We start from the raw sequence: 18,369 nt of genomic DNA, 5'->3' as shown, positions 1-18,369 counted from the left end.
ACATGCAGCCCCAAATGGAGCTGCATGCTTTTTTATTTATTCAGAGGCTTCATCACAGCAATGACAGTGACCACACGTTCCGTATAGTGTTGTCACTTTTTCATTTTCAAATTGATCAATGGTCTCATTGCAATCTTGACAAATAATTGTACCCACGTACATTCCCCTTTTCTTCATTCAATATTTGAAAGCGTTTAATCTATTTCATACTTCTATAATATGATGTCACATTTAAGTTGTCAACGGTTAATTGTATGACACATTTAATTTTTTTTATGAATATATGCTATTTTCTCATCATATTGAGAGAACGTTTCAATTGTATTTTGCTTCATATCAATTCTGTAACAATTGAGTAACAATCGAAAATTGTCAAAAAGGACATGATACACTAGAGTGACTAACAGGTAACCAGCTCCTAAAAATGTTGGGACAACCCCAAAGGATTTTGAGGTGAATAGATTGAATTTTATGAGGACACTTCTCATTATATTCCCCATGCTCTTTGTACTTAGTTCATGCTCATTTGCGTATATCATACCGAATCAGACAGACCAAGTCAGTCATATTCAAAAACCAAGAATTCTCTTTTTTACAGATGCAGAAAATCTCGATAAAGAAAGTCCTTATTATGATGCAGTCCTCGATTTAAAGAATGAATACCCGAAGGAAATGTCAAAGATGATTGTGAAAGAAGATCGTAAAGGCTGGAAAAATGAAGTAGACGAATTACCGGCTATTTTACTTGTAAATAATGAAAAAGTCATTGTGAAGGTTGAAGGAAATGTCAGCAGCAAAGAGGATATTTTATCGCCTTTATGCCACGCTTTAGACCGCGTGAATACAAATTAATGGCTTCACCTTGCACTTATATATCCATATGAAAAAGCCCCTCATTTCATGAGGGGTCTTTCTCATACAGCGCTCAAAAAAACCCTCTCCTTGATGGAGAGGGTTTTAATAAGTTCATTATTTTACGATATGGATTGGGCTTCCAATTGCTACTTCAGCCGTTTCCATTGTAATTTCACCTAAAGTTGGGTGAGCGTGAATTGTCATTGCGATATCTTCAGCAGTCACTCCAGCTTCGATTGCAAGGCTAAGCTCTGAAATCATATCAGAAGCGCCAACACCTGCGATTTGTGCACCAATCACAAGACCATCCTCTTTACGAGTGATCATCTTCATGAAGCCATCAGTTGCGTCAAGAGAAAGTGCACGTCCGTTTGCTGCGAATGGGAATTTCGCTGCAACGATGTCGATTCCTTCTTCTTTTGCTTCTGCTTCAGTGTATCCAACAGTTGCAAGTTCTGGCTCAGAGAATACAACAGCAGGAATACCAAGGTAATCAATTTCAGCTGGCTCTCCAGCGATTGCTTCAGCTGCAATTTTACCTTCGTAAGAAGCTTTGTGTGCAAGTGGTGGTCCATCAACGATGTCACCAATTGCATAGATGTTAGATACGCTTGTACGGCATTGTTTGTCTGTTTTGACAACTCCGCGGTCAGTCAATTCAACACCAACTTGCTCAAGACCAAGCTCATCTGTGTTTGGACGACGACCAACTGTAACAAGTACGTAATCAGCATCAACTGTTTTTTCTTCACCTTTTACTTCGAAAGTAACAGTGACACCATCAGATTTTTCTTCAACGCCTTTTGCAAGAGCGTTTGTATGGATTTCAACGTTTCCTTTTTTCTTCAGGTTACGTTTAACCAATGAGCTCATTTGCTTTTCGAAACCTGGAAGGATTTCGTCTCCACCTTCAAGGATGACAACTTCTGTTCCAAAGTTTGCATAAGCAGTACCAAGCTCAGTACCGATATATCCACCACCGATAACAACTAACTTCTTAGGTACTTCTTTAAGCGCTAAAGCACCAGTTGAGTTGATCACGCGGTCTGTGTATTTAAAAGTAGGCAATTCAATTGGACGAGATCCAGTTGCAAGAATTGCATTTTTGAAAGTGTAAGTCTGTGCTGAATTTTCATCCATTACACGTACAGAGTTGCTGTCTACGAAATAAGCTTCACCTTTAACGATGTCTACTTTATTTCCTTTAAGAAGACCTTGAACTCCACCTGTTAATTTGTTTACAACAGAAGCTTTCCACTCTTGAACTTTTGTGAAATCAACTGTTACGTTTTCAGCTTTGATACCCATGTCTTCAGAATGCTTAGCATTTTCGAAACGATGGCCAGCATTGATTAATGCTTTGGAAGGAATACAACCAACGTTTAGACATACACCGCCAAGAGTTCCTTTTTCAACAATTGTTACTTTTTGTCCAAGCTGTGCAGCACGAATAGCAGCTACATATCCACCAGGACCTGCACCGATGACAAGAGTATCTGTTTCGATTGGGAAATCTCCTACTACCATGACATTACGCCTCCATTAAAATTAATTGTGGATCATTCAATAAACGCTTGATGTGGTTAAGGGCATTTTGCGCAGTAGCTCCGTCGATCATACGGTGGTCAAAGCTTAGGGAAAGAGCTAAGACTGGAGCTGCAACGATTTCGCCATCACGAACAACCGCTTTTTCAGCGATACGGCCAATACCAAGGATCGCTACTTCTGGGTGGTTGATGACTGGAGTAAACCATTGTCCACCAGCAGAACCGATGTTTGTGATTGTGCAAGATGCACCTTTCATTTCAGCTGGAGCCAATTTACCATCACGTGCTTTTGTTGCAAGCTCGTTGATTTCGTTAGACACTTCGAAAATTGCTTTGCGATCTGCATTTTTCACAACTGGAACGAGCAGGCCTTTTTCAGTATCAGCTGCAATTCCGATGTTGTAGTAATGCTTTTGAACAACTTCATCTGTTTTATCATCGATAGAAGTGTTAAGTACTGGGTACTTTTTCAAAGCAGAAGTAAGAGCTTTTACAACGTAAGGCAAGTAAGTTAACTTGATTCCTTGATCAGCTGCAACTTGTTTGAATTGTTTACGATGTGCAACAAGGTTCGTTACATCAACTTCATCCATTAATGTTACGTGAGGAGCTGTATGCTTAGAGTTCACCATTGCTTTCGCGATCGCTTTGCGGATTCCGCTCATTTTCTCGCGAGTTTCTGGGAATTCTCCTTCAAGAACTGGAGCTGCTGCCGCTTTAGGAGCTGCTTCTTCTTTCGCACTTTCAGCTGCTTGAGGTGCTGCTTCTTGAGCTGCAGAACCACCATTAACGAAGCTGTCGATATCTTCTTTTAACACACGACCGTTTTTACCAGAACCTGCAACTTTGTAAATTTCAATGCCTTTTTCACGAGCATATTTACGTACAGATGGCATAGCAATTACGCGTTTGTTTGGATCAGCATCTACTTGCTCTTGTGCGCCTGCACCAGTTGCTGCTGCCGCTTCTTCTTGTGCCACTTCTTTCTTCTCTGGCTCGTTACCAGCTTCAGCAGTACCTTGGACTTGAGCTTCAGTTTTTGCTTCGCCTTCTTCTTCACTGCCTTTAAATTGAAGATTTTCGTAACCAGGTGCATCAAACGTAATGATTGTTTGTCCTACAGTTGCAACTGTTCCCTCTTCAACTTTTAATTCTAATACTTTTCCTTTAACAGGTGAAGGAATTTCTACAACTGCTTTATCGTTTTGTACCTCTGCTAAAACGTCATCTTCATTAATTTCGTCGTTTGGTTTTACAAACCACTTAACGATCTCACCTTCGTGAATACCTTCTCCGATGTCCGGAAGTTTAAATTCAAATGCCACTGTTTTTCGCCTCCTAGATTTTGTTGAATCCTTGTTGTGTAAACATTACACGATCATGTAATTGATAAAGGGGAAGAGAAATAAATTCTTTTCCCCCCTTGTCATTTAATTAAAATTCAAGAACTTTCTTAGCTGTTTCAAGCACGTCTTTATGGTTTGGAAGCCATACAGTTTCAGCTTGAGAGAAAGCAAATACAGTATCAGGTGCAGCTACACGAAGTACTGGAGCTTCTAAGCTAAGGATTGCTCTGTCATTGATTTCAGCTACTACGTTTGCAGCAATACCAGCTTGTTTTTGTGCTTCTTGAACAACGATCGCACGGCCTGTTTTTTCAACAGAAGCGATGATTGTTTCAATATCAAGCGGGCTTACTGTACGAAGGTCGATCACTTCAGCAGAAACGCCTTCTTTTTCAAGTTCTTCAGCAGCTTTAAGTGATTCGTGAACCATTGCACCGTAAGTAATGATTGAAAGATCAGAACCTTCACGTTTCACGTCAGCTTTACCGATTTCAATTGTGTACTCTTCTTCAGGAACTTCCTGACGGAAAGAGCGATAAAGTTTCATATGCTCAAGGAATACAACTGGATCGTTGTCGCGAATTGCAGAAATTAATAGTCCTTTTGCATCGTAAGGTGTTGAAGGAATAACCACCTTGATACCAGGCTGTTGTGCGATAAGACCTTCTAAGCTGTCAGCGTGAAGCTCAGGTGTATGAACTCCCCCGCCGAATGGAGAACGGATTGTCACTGGAGAATGCCAGCGTCCGCCAGAACGGTAACGCATACGAGCCATTTGTCCAGAAACAGAATCTAATACTTCGTAAACGAATCCGAAGAATTGAATTTCCATTACTGGGCGGAATTCTTGTAGTCCAAGGCCAATCGCAAGACCGCCAATACCAGATTCAGCAAGTGGAGTATCGAATACGCGATCCTCACCAAACTCTTTTTGCAATCCTTCAGTCGCACGGAATACGCCGCCGTTTTTACCAACGTCTTCTCCGAAAACGAGAACGTTTTCGTCATTTTTCAGTTCTGTGCGTAACGCATCAGTGATCGCTTGAATCATTGTCATTTGCGCCATGGCTTACTTCGACTCCTTCTGTTTGTAAATTTCAAGCTGTTCAACTAGGTTGAATGGTTTTACTTCATACATGTTTTCAATCAAGTCAGTGACTTTTTGCTTAGGCTGTTCGTCAGCTTCTTTGATTGCTTGTTTGATTTGTTCTTTTGCATCTTCGATGACTTTATTCTCTTCTTCTTCAGACCATAGGCCTTTGTTTTCCAAGAATTTGCGGTAGCGTACCAATGGATCTTTTTGCTCCCACTCGTTTTCATCTTCTTTTGTACGATATCTTGTTGGATCGTCACCAGCCATTGTATGTGGGCCGTAACGGAATGTAAGAGTTTCGATTAATGTTGGACCTTCACCATTTATAGCACGCTCACGAGCTTCAGCAGTCACTGCATATACAGCTAATGCATCCATACCGTCAACTTGTACGCCTACGATACCAGCTGCAGCTGCTTTTTGTGCAATCGTTTGCGCAGCAGATTGCTTTTCAACAGGTGTAGAGATCGCATATCTGTTGTTTTGGACAACAAAAATCGCTGGCGCTTTGTAAGCCCCTGCAAAGTTAATACCTTCGTAGAAATCACCTTGTGAAGCTCCGCCATCACCTGTGTAAGTGATTGCAACAGCTTTTTTACCGCGTTTTTTCAAACCAAGAGCTACACCAGCAGCTTGAATGATTTGTGCACCGATAATGATTTGTGGAGAAAGTACATTCACACCTTCAGGCATTTGGTTACCAACAAAATGTCCTCGAGAGAACAAGAATGCTTTTGTTAGTGGCAGGCCATGCCAGATTAATTGTGGTACATCACGATATCCTGGAAGAATGAAATCTTCTTTCTCAAGTGCAAAGTGAGTTGCAAGCTGAGAAGCCTCTTGTCCAGCTGTTGGCGCATAGAAGCCAAGACGTCCTTGACGGTTCAATGAAATTGAACGTTGATCTAATACACGTGTAAACACCATACGGCGCATTAATTCTTTTAATTGGTCATCTGAGAGATCTGGCATTGCCGCTTCGTTTACGACTTCGCCTTTTTCGTTTAAAATTTGAAACGTTTCAAACTGCTTTTTGATGGCATCAAATTGCTTTTTGCTATCAACAATTGCTTTTTTTGTTTTTGCAGCCATTCTAAAGTCACCTCTTCCTTTCTTTTAACAGTCAATTTGTCGTGAATCCATTTATACATACAGATATAGGATAACCCAAAATACACATATGACTCCTGTATTTAATAGCCACTAGGATCGTTGTCGAAACATGAGATGATCGCTCGTTTTTGAGTTCTTCTAACTGTATTAACGATAGTTCACAAATAACTAATACAACTTCTGTTAACAAGGACTAGTTTACAACAAGAAAAATAGTCCGTCAATTGATTTAACGGCTTTATTTAAATAAATGTATTCGCTTTACTTTTTATGGTGAGCTGTATCAATCTGTTTAACAAACACATCGAACTGTACTAGTATAGAGTATACTACTGTACTACAATAGAAAATGTTTGTTTTTGTCGAAAAATAAAAAAAGAGCTGTTTTTTCAGCTCTTTTTGGACTCTTGATCTGCCGCTTTAGACAAAGCCTGTTTATGCTCATTCAATTGCTTTGTATATTGATTGAACTTTTTACCTTCTTTTCTGACTTTGCTATAAGAACGGTTCACCGTCTTCAGCTTGGACTTTAGCTCTTTATATCCTAAGTCCTTTTTCTTTAAAGTTTGATATAAATGCTGATCTTGTTTCAACGCCTTTTGATATTCCTTGTAAAGCTGGTCATACGACGCATATCTTTTCTCAAGCGATTTGACCGTTTCATCTGCTTTTTCTTTTAAATCCGTATCTTGTATACGTCCCGCAGATTTCTTGACCGTTTTCAATTCTTTTTTCGATTCATCCATGCTGTCTTTTTCTGTTTTCAAATGTTCTTCTCGTTTCGCTGCAGATGCTAACGCCTGATCAGAAAGGCTTGTCACTGTTTTAGTGTGATCCTTTGTGGTTTGAATCATTTTTTTATAGAGCTGCTGCTCTTTTTTCTCATAGCTTTGCAGTGTGCCTTGCTCTTTTTCAAAGGATGCTTCTTTTTCGCTCATTTTCGTCATCGCATCTTGCATGTCATGAAATGAACTTTGACCTCCGCATCCCGCCAGCAAAAGGGTACATATCCCCGCTAAAGCAGCACCTGCTTTCATGCTTCTTCTTATTTGTTTCATCACAAGGTTCCCCCTTTACATCTCCACATACCACTATAATTTTTATAGGCGTTTGTGACAAGGAAAGAGGTCATTCTGATGAGCTAAAGAAGATTTTTTTCAAGTGATAGGCGCATGACTATACAAATAGTGCATTCATACATAGTTTATATTACACGCTTCGCCTTCACTTATGAGAGGCCGAGTGTATTTCCAAAGGAGGTCAAAAGTATGTCTAATTATAGTCATGGAAGTATGTATGGTGGATACGGCGGTTACGGGTATGGACACGGTGGTGGATATGGCGGTGGCTGTTGTTACCCAAGTTATGGCGGTGGATACGGATACGGCGGTGGACGGACATTCGCTTTAATCGTTGTCCTTTTCATCCTATTAATCATCGTTGGCGCAGCATTCTTAGGCGGCGGTGGCGGCTGCTGCTAATGGCTGTTTAAGCCTCTGACCGGTCTCATAGGACCGGTCTTCTTTATTTCATTGCATATGTTGTGTATCATTTTATATACTTTACATACAAAGGAAATAGGAGTGAAGATTTGTGATTACCATGGAAGATATCGTACGGGACGGACATCCCGTCTTAAGACAAACAGCTGAAGCGGTCGAGCTCCCGCCGACAGAAGAGGAAAAACAGCAATTAGCTGACATGATTGAATTCGTTAAAAATAGTCAGGATGCTGACATAGCTGAAACGTATGGACTCAGACCCGGCGTTGGACTCGCGGCTCCGCAAATTAATGTCAGTAAGCGAATGATCGCTGTTCACTGTGAGGATGAAGATGGAGAGGAATACAGCTATGCCCTTTTCAACCCGCGCATTGTCAGTCATTCCGTCAAAAGAGCTTATTTAACTACTGGTGAAGGCTGCTTATCTGTTGATGAAGCCATTCCTGGATTTGTCCCTCGATATCAAAAGATCAGGGTGAAGGCCACAACGCTTGAAGGAGAAGACATTGATATTCGCCTAAAAGGGTTTCCGGCCATTGTGTTTCAGCATGAAATCGACCATTTAAACGGCATTATGTTTTATGATCATATTCAAAAGGATCAGCCATTCGCTGAGCCTGACAACTCTGTTGCGATCGGCAGATCATAAAATAAAAAGAAGACCTAATAACCTAAGGGTCTTATTAGATTGTTGACAAAGTGCTAAAATGATGTTTATTTTAGCACTTTGTCTTCTTTTCAGCGTGATAGAAAACCTTTGCAGTCTAGGAAGGGCGAGTACTGGCGCGGAGCGAATTGAACATTCGTGAGCACCAGCGCGCAGACCTGACAACGAATGCGAGTGTTTGTCTACACGCTGAGAAGACCCAATCACCTAAGGGTCTTTTTTTTATTCTTCAATCAAGCCTAAATGAGTCACTGAATGGAATATGCCGTCTTCATCCACCGGCTTTGTCACAAAATCAGCCAAATCTTTTAGTTCATTCACAGCATTTCCCATGGCGACGCCTATACCAGCAAACGAAATCATCTCTCGATCGTTCAGACCGTCTCCAAAGGCAACGGTATCCTTTTGCTCGTAAGGCAGTCTTTCGATAACTCGTTTAATGCCTTCAGCCTTCGATCCGCCTTTTGGCAAGACATCTGTTGACAGCTCGTGCCATCTGACAAGATCAATTTCTTCGCGGAACGCCTCGTATTGGACTTCCTCTTCTGCCTTACAGAATAACAGCATTTGAAAAATCTCATTTTGTTTAAAGTAAGACAAATCATGTTCAGGATGCTCTGTTTTTAAAGTCCCAATCCCCTCATGGATAAACGGATGATTTGGCACAGAAGCCTTCATCGCTTTTTCCCCCATGAAAACAAGCGGATGATCATGACGATCCGCCGTTTCATAAATTTGCTCCATTAGCTCCAGTTTAAGCGGATTGCCGTAAATGACTTCTCCCTCATACATGACATACTGACCGTTATAAGCTATAAAGGAGTCAAGCCCCAATTCCTCTAAAATAGGCTTAATTAAAAAAGGCGAACGCCCAGATGCAATGAAGAGATGATGGCCTTTTTCTTTTAATAAACGAACCGCTCGCTTTGTTGATTCAGGTATTTTTTTATCATGATCATATAAAGTACCGTCGATATCAAAGAAGATGACTTTTTTATTCATATCCCGTCTCCTGTCTCTTGTTATGTATACCCACTCCCTTTTATCATACAGAAAGATTTCTGCTTTCGAAACCACTTCCTATGAAAACGCCCATTTCCCACATATAACCATGTAACATTCAATGGAAACGTCATATAATACAAGTATAAAGAGAGAACGGAATACAAGGTCTAATCTAACTTCAATTCGAAAGGAGGCGACCTGCGATGCTTCGTCGTCTGCGCAAGAAAATTAGAAGACAATGGAAGGACATGCTTCGTAAAAAATCGATCGCTTAAAAGGATCTTCCGCACATTTGCTGAAGGTCCTTTTTTCTCAGAGACTTTTCTTATGCGCGTTTTTTTAATATAATAGAAATAGCGAGTGTAACATACGGTATTTAAGGAGAGATTTGGATGATATATAAGGTATTTTTTCAGGCAAGTACTACTGAGGTACCTGTAAGAGAACACACAGATTCACTATACGTTGAAGCGGTTTCTGAAAGAGACGTACGCGATAAGTTGAAAAAACATAGCTACAACATTGAATTCATTCAGCCTGTAGACGGTGCTTTTTTAGACTATGAACGAGAAAGTGAAAATTTTAAAGTATTGGAGCTATGAGAGGAATGAAATTTGTAAAAAACGATCAGGCGGCAGTTTTTGCGCTCGGCGGTTTAGGCGAGATCGGTAAAAACACGTATGGCGTTCAATTTCAAGATGAAATCATTTTAATTGATGCTGGTATTAAGTTCCCTGAAGATGAGCTTCTTGGAATTGACTACGTCATCCCTGACTATACGTACTTAGTTAAAAACGAAGATAAAATCAAAGGTCTTTTCATCACTCACGGACATGAAGACCACATCGGCGGTATACCTTACCTTCTCAAGCAAGTGAATATTCCAGTTTACGGCGGCAAACTCGCAATCGGCCTACTTCGTAATAAATTGGAAGAGCACGGTCTCTTGAGACAAACAAAACTTCACATTTATGAAGAAGAAGATACCATTAAATTTAGAAAAACAGCTGTGTCTTTCTTTAGAACTACACACAGTATTCCAGATTCTTATGGAATTGTCGTGAAGACACCTCCTGGTAACATCGTACATACAGGTGATTTCAAGTTTGACTTTACGCCTGTTGGCGAACCTGCCAACTTAACAAAAATGGCTGAAATCGGGAAAGAAGGCGTTCTATGTCTTTTATCCGATAGTACAAACAGTGAAATTCCAGAATTTACGATGTCTGAAAGACGCGTAGGCGAAAGCATTGATGACATCTTTAGAAAAGTCGACGGACGTATCATCTTTGCTACGTTTGCTTCAAACATTCACAGACTTCAGCAAGTGATCGAGTCCGCTGTTGCCAACGGCCGAAAAGTTGCGGTGTTTGGACGAAGTATGGAGTCTGCCATTGATATTGGACAAGATCTTGGCTACATTAAATGTCCAAAAAACACGTTCATTGAACATAATGAAATCAACCGTCTACCAGCAAACAAAGTGACTATTCTTTGTACTGGGAGCCAAGGTGAGCCGATGGCTGCTCTTTCTCGTATTGCAAACGGCACTCACCGCCAGATTTCGATTAATCCTGGTGACACTGTTGTCTTCTCATCTTCACCAATTCCGGGTAACAATATTAGCGTAAGCCGTACCATTAACCAGCTTTACCGTGCTGGCGCTGAGGTCATTCATGGCTCACTTAATAATATTCATACATCTGGTCACGGCGGACAAGAAGAACAAAAGCTGATGCTCCGTTTAATTAAACCAAAATTCTTTATGCCGATTCACGGCGAATACCGCATGCAAAAAACGCATATTAAACTTGCGAATGATTGCGGAATTCCTGAGGAAAACTGCTTTATCATGGATAACGGTGAAGTACTTGCACTAAAAGGTGACGAAGCAAGTGTCGCTGGCAAAATTCCATCAGGTAACGTGTATATCGACGGAAGCGGAATTGGCGATATCGGGAATATCGTCTTAAGAGACCGCCGCATTCTTTCAGAAGAAGGTCTTGTCATTGTGGTCGTCAGCATGGACATGAAAGAATTCAAAATCTCTGCTGGTCCTGATCTCATCTCAAGAGGCTTTGTCTACATGAGAGAATCTGGAGATCTCATCAACGACGCACAAGATCTCATTTCAAAGCATCTTGAAAAAGTAATGGAACGCAAGACAACTCAGTGGTCGGAAATTAAGAACGAAATTACGGACACACTTGCACCTTTCCTTTACGAAAAAACAAGACGCCGCCCAATGATCTTACCGATTATTATGGAAGTGTAATCACAAAAAGAGACACGAGCCGACTGGCTGTGTCTCTTTTTTTCATCAAGTATTGAAAAAGCCGCATATATACATCGTACACATGCGGTTTCTCACTTTTTATGATTGAATTGGGAGGTGCTGAAAGTTTCTGACATCAAACAAGCCCTTTGTCGTCATTTTCACATCAGGAATGACTGGAAGTGCCAAGAAGGACAGCGTCAAAAACGGATTAAAGTCTAAGGTAAAACCTGTTTCTTTAAGCGCTTCATGAAGTGTATGAAGGCTTTCATTGACGAGATGTGCCGGCTGATCTGACAATAAACCAGAGATCGGTAATGGCAGCGTATGAAGAGAACGCCCTTCTTTAACAACAGTCAAACCGCCGCCTGCTTCTTTTAACGCCTCAATCGCTTTGATGATATCAGCATCATTTGTGCCAACTGCAATTAAGTTATGTGAATCATGTGCAACCGTTGTTGCAATCGCGCCCTGTTTGATGCCGAAGCCACTGACAATCCCTACGCCCATTTCAGATAAACCTTGATGACGTTCAACAAGCACCATTTTCAATACATCTCTGCCTGTATCACTTGTAAATTGTCCGTTCATTTCTGAAGGAGAGACTCGTTCTAACTTTGTTTCAAGCTGATTCGGAATAATACGGATGACATTCATATGTTGATCGCCCGTGATAGGTAGTGCAATGTCTTCCTCTTGAACATCTACTGCATGAACAGATTGTAATAATGCTGGGCTCGGTGCGCTCTTTTCGACACTCGGCTTGTACTCTCCGTTCTGTGCAACCAATTCACCTGCGATAAATACGCTTGTAATGTCTACATGATGAAAGTCTGAAACGAGCATAAAATCAGCATCATAGCCTGGTGCAATGGCTCCCTTTGTTTTAAGACCAAAACACTCTGCGGCATTTAAGCTTCCCATTTGATAGGCTAAAAATGGATCTAAACCTTCTTTTATGGACATCCGTACTTGCTCATCAATACTTCCCTGTGCCATTAAATCATCCAAATGTTTATCATCTGTACAAAAGAAAAAGCGTCTCGCATTCTTTTCATTGACAGCGGGTAAAACATTTTTCACGTTTTTGGCAACAGATCCTTCTCTCAGCATCACATACATACCCCTTTTCACACGTTCAAGGGCTTCCTGTGCAGTTGTCACCTCATGGTCTGTTTGGACATTGGCCGTCCGGTAGACGTTGATTAATCGATCTGTTAAGCCTGCTAAATGGCCATCAATCAGTTTATTCTCATTTTGAGCATCAAGCAGCTTTTGAAGCATATCTTCTTCTGCCTGCTCCACACCGACATAGTCCATCACCTCAGCAAGACCAAGCACCTCCTTTTCTTGATAAAGAGGCTTTAAATCTTTCGCTTTTAATGTAGCACCTGATCGTTCAAAACTGACTGCCGGTACACAGGATGGCAGCATGAAATAAATATGTAAGGCAGCTTTTCTCGCTTCTTCCAGCATAAAACGGATGCCTGTTATACCTGACACATTGGCGATTTCATGAGGATCTGTTACGACAGTTGTCACACCGCGCGGAACGACAGCTTTGGAAAATTCAGCAGGGGTAACCATAGAAGACTCGATATGAACGTGGCCATCAATAAAACCAGGCACAAGCATTTGACCTGCTGCATCCAGCTCCTGCTCACCCTCGTACTCTCCTATCCCGACTATTTGTCCATTTTCAACAGCGACATCTGCGTCTATCCATTCCTGGTTAAACACATCCATGACTTTCGCATGTTTAATCACGAGGGCTGCTTTTTTTCTCTTTGCTGCTACCTCAATTTGATGTCTGAAAAGCTCCTTATCCAACGACACTGCCTCCTCCAAGTAAACAATATAATGTTTCTTATCGTAAACGAATCTGTTTGTCCAGTCAATGACATTTAGAGAAAATCAACCATATCAAAACACTGATTTTTATTTCTGAATAGTGATAATTGCATGAAAAATAGGATGACTTATTTTTGCGGTTATACATGAACAAAACAACCCTTTTCAGTGTATATTTCCGTCTCAATGTCCACCTACCATGAACACATTCATATAAAAAAAACACCCCGTCATCGGAGTGCTTAATAATCGTTCTGCATTTCTCGTTTTTCAAAGCGTCCTATATCGGCTACTGCCCCAATGACAATGAGGATATCTTCTTTTTGAATCATTTCATCTGCCAGCGGGGAAACAATGACTTCTTTTCCGCGCTTAATGGCCACGATGTTGATGCCGTACCTTGCCCGTATATCAAGATCTAAAAGAGAATGTCCCGCAAGCCTGCTGTTTGCCACAATCTCAATCAGGCTGTACTCATCTGACAGCTCGAGGTAATCAAGCACGTTATTTGAAATGATTTTATGTGCAATCCGTTTGCCCATATCTCGCTCTGGATGAACGATGCGATCCGCTCCAATTTTGTTGAGCACCTTTTCATGGTAGTCATTTTGCGCTTTCACGGTGACCATTTTGACGCCAAGCTCTTTCAACATAATCGTTGTTAAAATACTTGCCTGAATATTTTCACCGATTGCAACGATGACATGATCAAAGTTGCGAATACCAAGATTTTTTAAAACGTTTTCGTCCGTCGAATCACCAATGACCGCATGTGAGGCAATTTTCGCGTACTCGTTTACTCGATCTTCATTCATATCCATCGCCATGACTTCAAGTCCTTCTTCGCTCAGCGCCTTGCAAATACTTCCGCCAAAGCGTCCAAGACCAATGACTGCATATTCCTTTTTCATGTTCAGACTCCTTTTATCTCACTTACCATGCATTTTACTACGGTTTGATTAATGAATCCATATGCGAACGAATTTTTCTGCGGAACGCTTCACTTAAGTAAAGGTCTGCTCCTTTTTCGATTTCACTTCGATAATGGGCTGGCGGAGCGATTTCTTCGCTCTTTTGAAGCACAAGAAAGGTTAAACAGTCCTCATAAATTTGATCACCTATTTTGACATCGACAAAAGCTGGACGATATGTACCTTCATATACTCCCTCTCGTTTATACAAATAACGAATGGCATCAAAAGGAACTTCATATAATACACCCTCTGTTTCGCCGCCGTCTTCTACCATATCAGCTCTTGATCCATCTGGCCTCACCAATGTAAATCTCGTAGTAAAACCATTTAGTACACCACCGCCGATGATTTGTCTGAAGTGATGATCGACTTCTGCTAGCTTAAACCTAGCATCATCCATACAGGAGCCATAGGCAAAATAATAGAAGGATGATGGCTTCTGTTGCCACAGTTTATAAGCTTTCCAGCACCCTCTCTTTATTTCTTTCAGCGCTGATGCCTTCTGCTCTGGCAAAGTGTATGTCACGGCTGCTATCTGACCTTGATCCGTCATGACATTGATTTCCTGCTTGTCATACCCTTCCTCTAGTACGTCTATCTTATTCAACGTGTCAGCGGTTACCTCGTACAATTCCCCGTATACAGTGCCTTTTTCTGCGGGAACACACGCTGGATATCCTTGACCTGTATCATAAATCCTTCCATTCATCCAAGCAGATTTAGCTATTAGTCTGCTTTCTTTCATGTACGCTTCGTGGTGCTCTTCATGCTGCAATAGCGTCCCATATACAAATAAAGCTTTCACCGTCATGACTTCACGTCCTCTCAACTTGCTGCTGTCTGCTTTTTTGACACACAGGCAAATAAATATGAAAAGCTGTGCCTTTTCCAAGCTCACTGGATACGTCCATTGTTCCGTGATGATCTTTTAAAATCGTCGCACAGATGGTCAGACCAAGCCCTGTCCCTTCTTTTTTCGTTGAAAAGAAAGGATCATATATTTTTTGAATATCCTTTTCAGACATCCCTTTTCCTTCATCTTGAATGGTAATCTTCCATTCATTCAATACTTTTTCTGTAGATATGTATATGCTACCACCTTCAGGCATTGCCTCAATCGCATTTTTGATTAAATTAATGAACAGCTGCTTCATTTGGTTAGCGTCTGCTAGGATTGCGCCGGCATCCTGCCTTTTAAATGGCTGCTTGAGATCAATATTTGAAAGAACGGCATTTGTTTTTAATAAAGTAATCACTTGTTCTAGAAGCTCATGAAGCTGAACTTCTTGAAAATGGACCGATTGAGGCTTAGCCAATACAAGTAGCTCACTTAAAACAAAATCAATCCGTTTAATTTCAGAGAAGATAATGTCAAAATAATCGGTTCTTTCAGGATATTGTGTCTTCATCAGCTGTAAAAAACCATTTACTGATGTCAGTGGATTTCTGACTTCATGGGCGATTCCAGCGGCTATTTGTCCAGCGACGGCCAGCTTTTGCGCCTGCATTTGCAATTGCTGATTGGATCTTTCAAGCTCAAGCTTTGCCTGCTTTTGTTTCGTAATATCTGCTACTGTTCCAATTCCTCCGGTAAACTGGTGATGCTCATCAAAATAGAGCTTGTAATGAACGTCTCCCCATACCTTCTTTCCCTCTTTATGTAGAAGCTGCAGTTCTACCCGCCCCGCATCCTTATGCTCCTTGATCACAGATAACAAATGCTGCACCACGCGTTCCTCTTGATCAAAGTACTGATTGTACATGGTGCCTAGACATTCATCAATGTCATATCCTGTCATTTGTGTCCATGCTTGATTCAAAAAAATAATTTCACCTTTTTCGTTTGTTTCAAAGACGATTTCTTGCAAGTTATCTGTGATTCGATTCAGCCGCTCTGTCAGTTCGTGTGCTTCTTTCTCTCTCGTATTTAAGTCTGACACAAATAGATTTAAGCGGTCTACATAGCCTGAGACAACCCAGATCCCTGTTAGAACAAGGACTGTAAAGGCTAGATCGAGCGGCCAATTAATTTGATAGCCGCCTAGATAATAAAAGAAATCCCAGCTTAATATTAAAATAAATGCAAGAACAGATAACACGATCCGCACTTGATATGTTTTGTTCAAATGATTCCACCTGCCGCCCTGAGATTCTTTGTCAATTGTACCATTTTCCACTTATTTTTTGAGGGAGATGGGGCATTTTTAAGGAACTTTTTTCATAAAAAATAGCCTGTTCTCCGCACAAAGAAAGAGAGCAGGCTATTTTCATTACTGTTGAAGGGCTTCTTGCAGCTCTTTTAGCAGTAGTTCTGCGCCTTCAGCGCTTAAATTAATTTTACCATTTCCATATTCATGATTCTCAGAAGTAATCTCACCAGTCATGAGACAAACACCTTGAGGCTGATATTTTTTCAAGACGATTTTATCTCCATCTATAAAAAATTCCATACTGTCTTTAATAGCAATATCAAGTGCTCTTCTCAATTCGATTGGCATCACAATACGCCCTAGTTCATCTACTTTTCTTACGACTCCGATAGATTTCAATTTCGTTCCCTCTTTCTTTCATTAGCTCAAGATCAATCTGTTTTTCACCAATTGATATATCGTAGACGTAAGAGATTCACGAAAGGTTTCTCCAACTTGAAAATTTTTTTCACAAAAGAAAAAACAAAGGGAAAATTTATTGTGATTGTCAAAATGATACTTGAATTTTACAAGTTCATTTCAAGGTCATCACAAACCCCCACAAATGACCTCAACCCTCTGAACTTTTAAATGTAAAATTGTTTAAAACAGCAAAAATAGAGATTGGGTGAAAACATGTTTCAAAATGCCGAAATTGGAATTGATTTAGGAACAGCTAACATATTGGTTTATAGTAAAAATAAGGGAATTATTTTAAATGAACCGTCCGTCGTGGCAGTCGATACAGAAACAAAAACTGTACTTGCCGTCGGAACAGAAGCAAAAGAAATGATTGGGAAAACTCCTGGGAAAATTGTGGCGATCCGTCCGATGAAAGACGGTGTCATCGCTGATTATGATATGACAACAGATTTACTCAAACAAATCATGAAAAAAGCAGGGAAAAATATCGGGTTTACCTTCAGAAAACCAACGGTCGTCGTATGTACACCTTCTGGTTCAACAGCTGTTGAGCGCCGTGCCATCAGTGATGCTGTGAAAAACTGCGGAGCAAAGCACGTGCATTTAATTGAAGAACCAGTTGCAGCCGCAATCGGCGCTGATCTCCCAGTAGATGAGCCTGTTGCAAACGTCGTAGTCGATATTGGCGGAGGAACAACGGAAGTTGCCATCATTTCGTTTGGCGGCGTTGTCTCTTGTCATTCCATTCGAATTGGTGGAGATCAGCTGGATGAAGATATCATTACATTTGTGCGAAAGAAATATAACCTATTAATCGGCGAGCGGACAGCTGAGCAAGTTAAAATGGAAATTGGTTATGGTCTCATTGAGCATGAGCCAGAGTCATTAGAAGTACGTGGACGTGATCTGGTGACAGGCCTTCCAAAAACGATCACACTTGAATCTCATGAAATTCAAGGTGCCATGCGAGAGTCACTTCTTCATATTTTAGAGGCGATTCGTGCCACATTAGAGGACAGCCCTCCAGAGCTTAGTGGTGACATCGTAGACCGCGGCGTGATCTTAACTGGCGGTGGCGCTTTGTTAAACGGGATTCAAGAATGGCTCTCACAGGAGATTGTTGTTCCAGTTCATATTGCAGCAAATCCACTTGAATCTGTCGCAATCGGAACAGGTCGTTCACTAGAAGTCATTCATAAATTGCAAAAAACATTAAAATAATCTTCTTGTTCTACTTCTTTTTTTATCATTTCGATCATATCGTGAGGAATGGATAAACGTGAAGGAGGAAGAACATGTTGCTTGATTTAGGTAAACGGGTCGTTGTCACAGTCATTTTAACGGGTATTATATTAGGAGGAATGAGCCTGTCGTTTTCACATATGCCCCCTTCTAATGCACAGCCTGTGAAACAACTGAACCGCTAAAAAGCCGCATGAAAGCGGCTTTTTTATTTTGGCTTTTCGCGTGCTCCCCATTTTCCTTTTCGGTCTTAAATCTGATATGATGAACATGACTAAAGGAGGGTT

Annotated in this window: 19 protein-coding genes; 7 read left to right on the top strand and 12 right to left on the bottom strand. The window is 40.9% G+C overall.

What is annotated here, in order from left to right; genetic code table 11:
- Positions 1-36 precede the first annotated feature (36 nt).
- On the bottom strand, positions 37-156 hold the full coding sequence (locus MKY18_RS07095; protein WP_003212464.1) for a GapA-binding peptide SR1P: 120 nt from the start codon (positions 154-156) through the stop codon (positions 37-39).
- A gap of 315 nt (positions 157-471) precedes the next feature.
- On the opposite strand from MKY18_RS07095, the gene MKY18_RS07090 reads away from it, so the two are divergent.
- Positions 472-852, top strand: a complete 381-nt coding sequence (locus MKY18_RS07090; RefSeq protein ID WP_223250645.1) for a hypothetical protein — start codon at positions 472-474, stop codon at positions 850-852.
- A 117-nt stretch (positions 853-969) separates the two neighbouring features.
- On the opposite strand, the gene lpdA is transcribed toward MKY18_RS07090, so the two are convergent.
- The 5 genes from lpdA to MKY18_RS07065 form a co-directional block, all read right to left on the bottom strand.
- On the bottom strand, positions 970-2,382 hold the full coding sequence (gene lpdA / locus MKY18_RS07085; RefSeq protein WP_003211097.1) for a dihydrolipoyl dehydrogenase: 1,413 nt from the start codon (positions 2,380-2,382) through the stop codon (positions 970-972).
- 4 nt (positions 2,383-2,386) lie between these two features.
- Positions 2,387-3,727 (bottom strand): dihydrolipoamide acetyltransferase family protein, encoded by a 1,341-nt coding sequence (locus MKY18_RS07080; protein ID WP_003211261.1) that lies wholly within the window; start codon positions 3,725-3,727, stop codon positions 2,387-2,389.
- A 109-nt stretch (positions 3,728-3,836) separates the two neighbouring features.
- The gene (gene pdhB, locus MKY18_RS07075) at positions 3,837-4,814 is read right to left on the bottom strand and encodes a pyruvate dehydrogenase complex E1 component subunit beta (RefSeq protein ID WP_003211433.1); all 978 of its coding nucleotides are present in this window, start codon (positions 4,812-4,814) and stop codon (positions 3,837-3,839) included.
- Between the two features lie 3 nt (positions 4,815-4,817).
- Positions 4,818-5,933 carry a pyruvate dehydrogenase (acetyl-transferring) E1 component subunit alpha gene (gene pdhA / locus MKY18_RS07070; protein ID WP_044142026.1) on the bottom strand — a complete coding sequence of 372 codons (1,116 nt, stop codon included), beginning with the start codon at positions 5,931-5,933 and terminating at the stop codon, positions 4,818-4,820.
- 410 nt (positions 5,934-6,343) lie between these two features.
- Positions 6,344-7,012, bottom strand: coding sequence for a YkyA family protein (locus MKY18_RS07065; RefSeq protein ID WP_065097209.1), 669 nt, complete (start codon positions 7,010-7,012; stop codon positions 6,344-6,346).
- Positions 7,013-7,246: 234 nt separating this feature from the next.
- Here MKY18_RS07065 and MKY18_RS07060 point away from each other — a divergent pair, with 234 nt between their 5' ends.
- Together MKY18_RS07060 and def are read left to right on the top strand one after the other, a co-directional pair.
- On the top strand, positions 7,247-7,435 hold the full coding sequence (locus tag MKY18_RS07060; protein WP_106067392.1) for a YjcZ family sporulation protein: 189 nt from the start codon (positions 7,247-7,249) through the stop codon (positions 7,433-7,435).
- A 112-nt stretch (positions 7,436-7,547) separates the two neighbouring features.
- Positions 7,548-8,105 (top strand): peptide deformylase, encoded by a 558-nt coding sequence (gene def, locus MKY18_RS07055; protein WP_065097207.1) that lies wholly within the window; start codon positions 7,548-7,550, stop codon positions 8,103-8,105.
- Between the two features lie 240 nt (positions 8,106-8,345).
- Here def and MKY18_RS07050 read toward each other — a convergent pair whose 3' ends face one another.
- Positions 8,346-9,125 carry a Cof-type HAD-IIB family hydrolase gene (locus tag MKY18_RS07050; RefSeq protein ID WP_106067370.1) on the bottom strand — a complete coding sequence of 260 codons (780 nt, stop codon included), beginning with the start codon at positions 9,123-9,125 and terminating at the stop codon, positions 8,346-8,348.
- Between the two features lie 395 nt (positions 9,126-9,520).
- Here MKY18_RS07050 and MKY18_RS07045 point away from each other — a divergent pair, with 395 nt between their 5' ends.
- Both MKY18_RS07045 and rnjA read left to right on the top strand, forming a co-directional pair.
- A complete protein-coding gene (locus tag MKY18_RS07045; RefSeq protein ID WP_003211882.1) occupies positions 9,521-9,730 on the top strand; it encodes a DNA-directed RNA polymerase subunit epsilon in 210 nt (69 codons plus the stop codon).
- Between the two features lie 5 nt (positions 9,731-9,735).
- Entirely contained in the window at positions 9,736-11,403 is a 1,668-nt protein-coding gene (rnjA, locus tag MKY18_RS07040) for a ribonuclease J1 (protein WP_003212511.1), read from the top strand.
- Between the two features lie 99 nt (positions 11,404-11,502).
- Here rnjA and ade read toward each other — a convergent pair whose 3' ends face one another.
- The 5 genes from ade to MKY18_RS07015 all read right to left on the bottom strand — a co-directional run bounded on the left by ade (position 11,503) and on the right by MKY18_RS07015 (position 16,777).
- Positions 11,503-13,233: an adenine deaminase gene (gene ade / locus MKY18_RS07035; protein WP_106067369.1), complete on the bottom strand. Its 1,731-nt coding sequence runs from the start codon at positions 13,231-13,233 to the stop codon at positions 11,503-11,505.
- Positions 13,234-13,496: 263 nt separating this feature from the next.
- Positions 13,497-14,165: a TrkA family potassium uptake protein gene (locus MKY18_RS07030; protein ID WP_106067368.1), complete on the bottom strand. Its 669-nt coding sequence runs from the start codon at positions 14,163-14,165 to the stop codon at positions 13,497-13,499.
- Positions 14,166-14,202: 37 nt separating this feature from the next.
- Positions 14,203-15,039 (bottom strand): gamma-glutamylcyclotransferase family protein, encoded by an 837-nt coding sequence (locus MKY18_RS07025; RefSeq protein ID WP_106067367.1) that lies wholly within the window; start codon positions 15,037-15,039, stop codon positions 14,203-14,205.
- Between the two features lie 4 nt (positions 15,040-15,043).
- Complete coding sequence (locus MKY18_RS07020) at positions 15,044-16,354, bottom strand: ATP-binding protein (protein WP_185107983.1); 1,311 nt, start codon at positions 16,352-16,354, stop codon at positions 15,044-15,046.
- 144 nt (positions 16,355-16,498) lie between these two features.
- Entirely contained in the window at positions 16,499-16,777 is a 279-nt protein-coding gene (locus MKY18_RS07015) for an AbrB/MazE/SpoVT family DNA-binding domain-containing protein (RefSeq protein ID WP_034325036.1), read from the bottom strand.
- 276 nt (positions 16,778-17,053) lie between these two features.
- Here MKY18_RS07015 and mreBH point away from each other — a divergent pair, with 276 nt between their 5' ends.
- Both mreBH and MKY18_RS07005 read left to right on the top strand, forming a co-directional pair.
- Positions 17,054-18,061 carry a rod-share determining protein MreBH gene (gene mreBH / locus MKY18_RS07010; protein ID WP_012009812.1) on the top strand — a complete coding sequence of 336 codons (1,008 nt, stop codon included), beginning with the start codon at positions 17,054-17,056 and terminating at the stop codon, positions 18,059-18,061.
- Positions 18,062-18,135: 74 nt separating this feature from the next.
- Positions 18,136-18,267, top strand: coding sequence for a protein YkpC (locus MKY18_RS07005; protein ID WP_003210922.1), 132 nt, complete (start codon positions 18,136-18,138; stop codon positions 18,265-18,267).
- The last annotated feature ends 102 nt before the right edge of the window (positions 18,268-18,369 follow it).

Source organism: Bacillus sp. FSL R7-0672, from assembly GCF_038601465.1.
Lineage (GTDB): Bacteria > Bacillota > Bacilli > Bacillales > Bacillaceae > Bacillus > Bacillus pumilus.
Note: the sequence above shows the minus strand (reverse complement) of the source record. Positions and strands in the feature narration are given on the sequence as shown.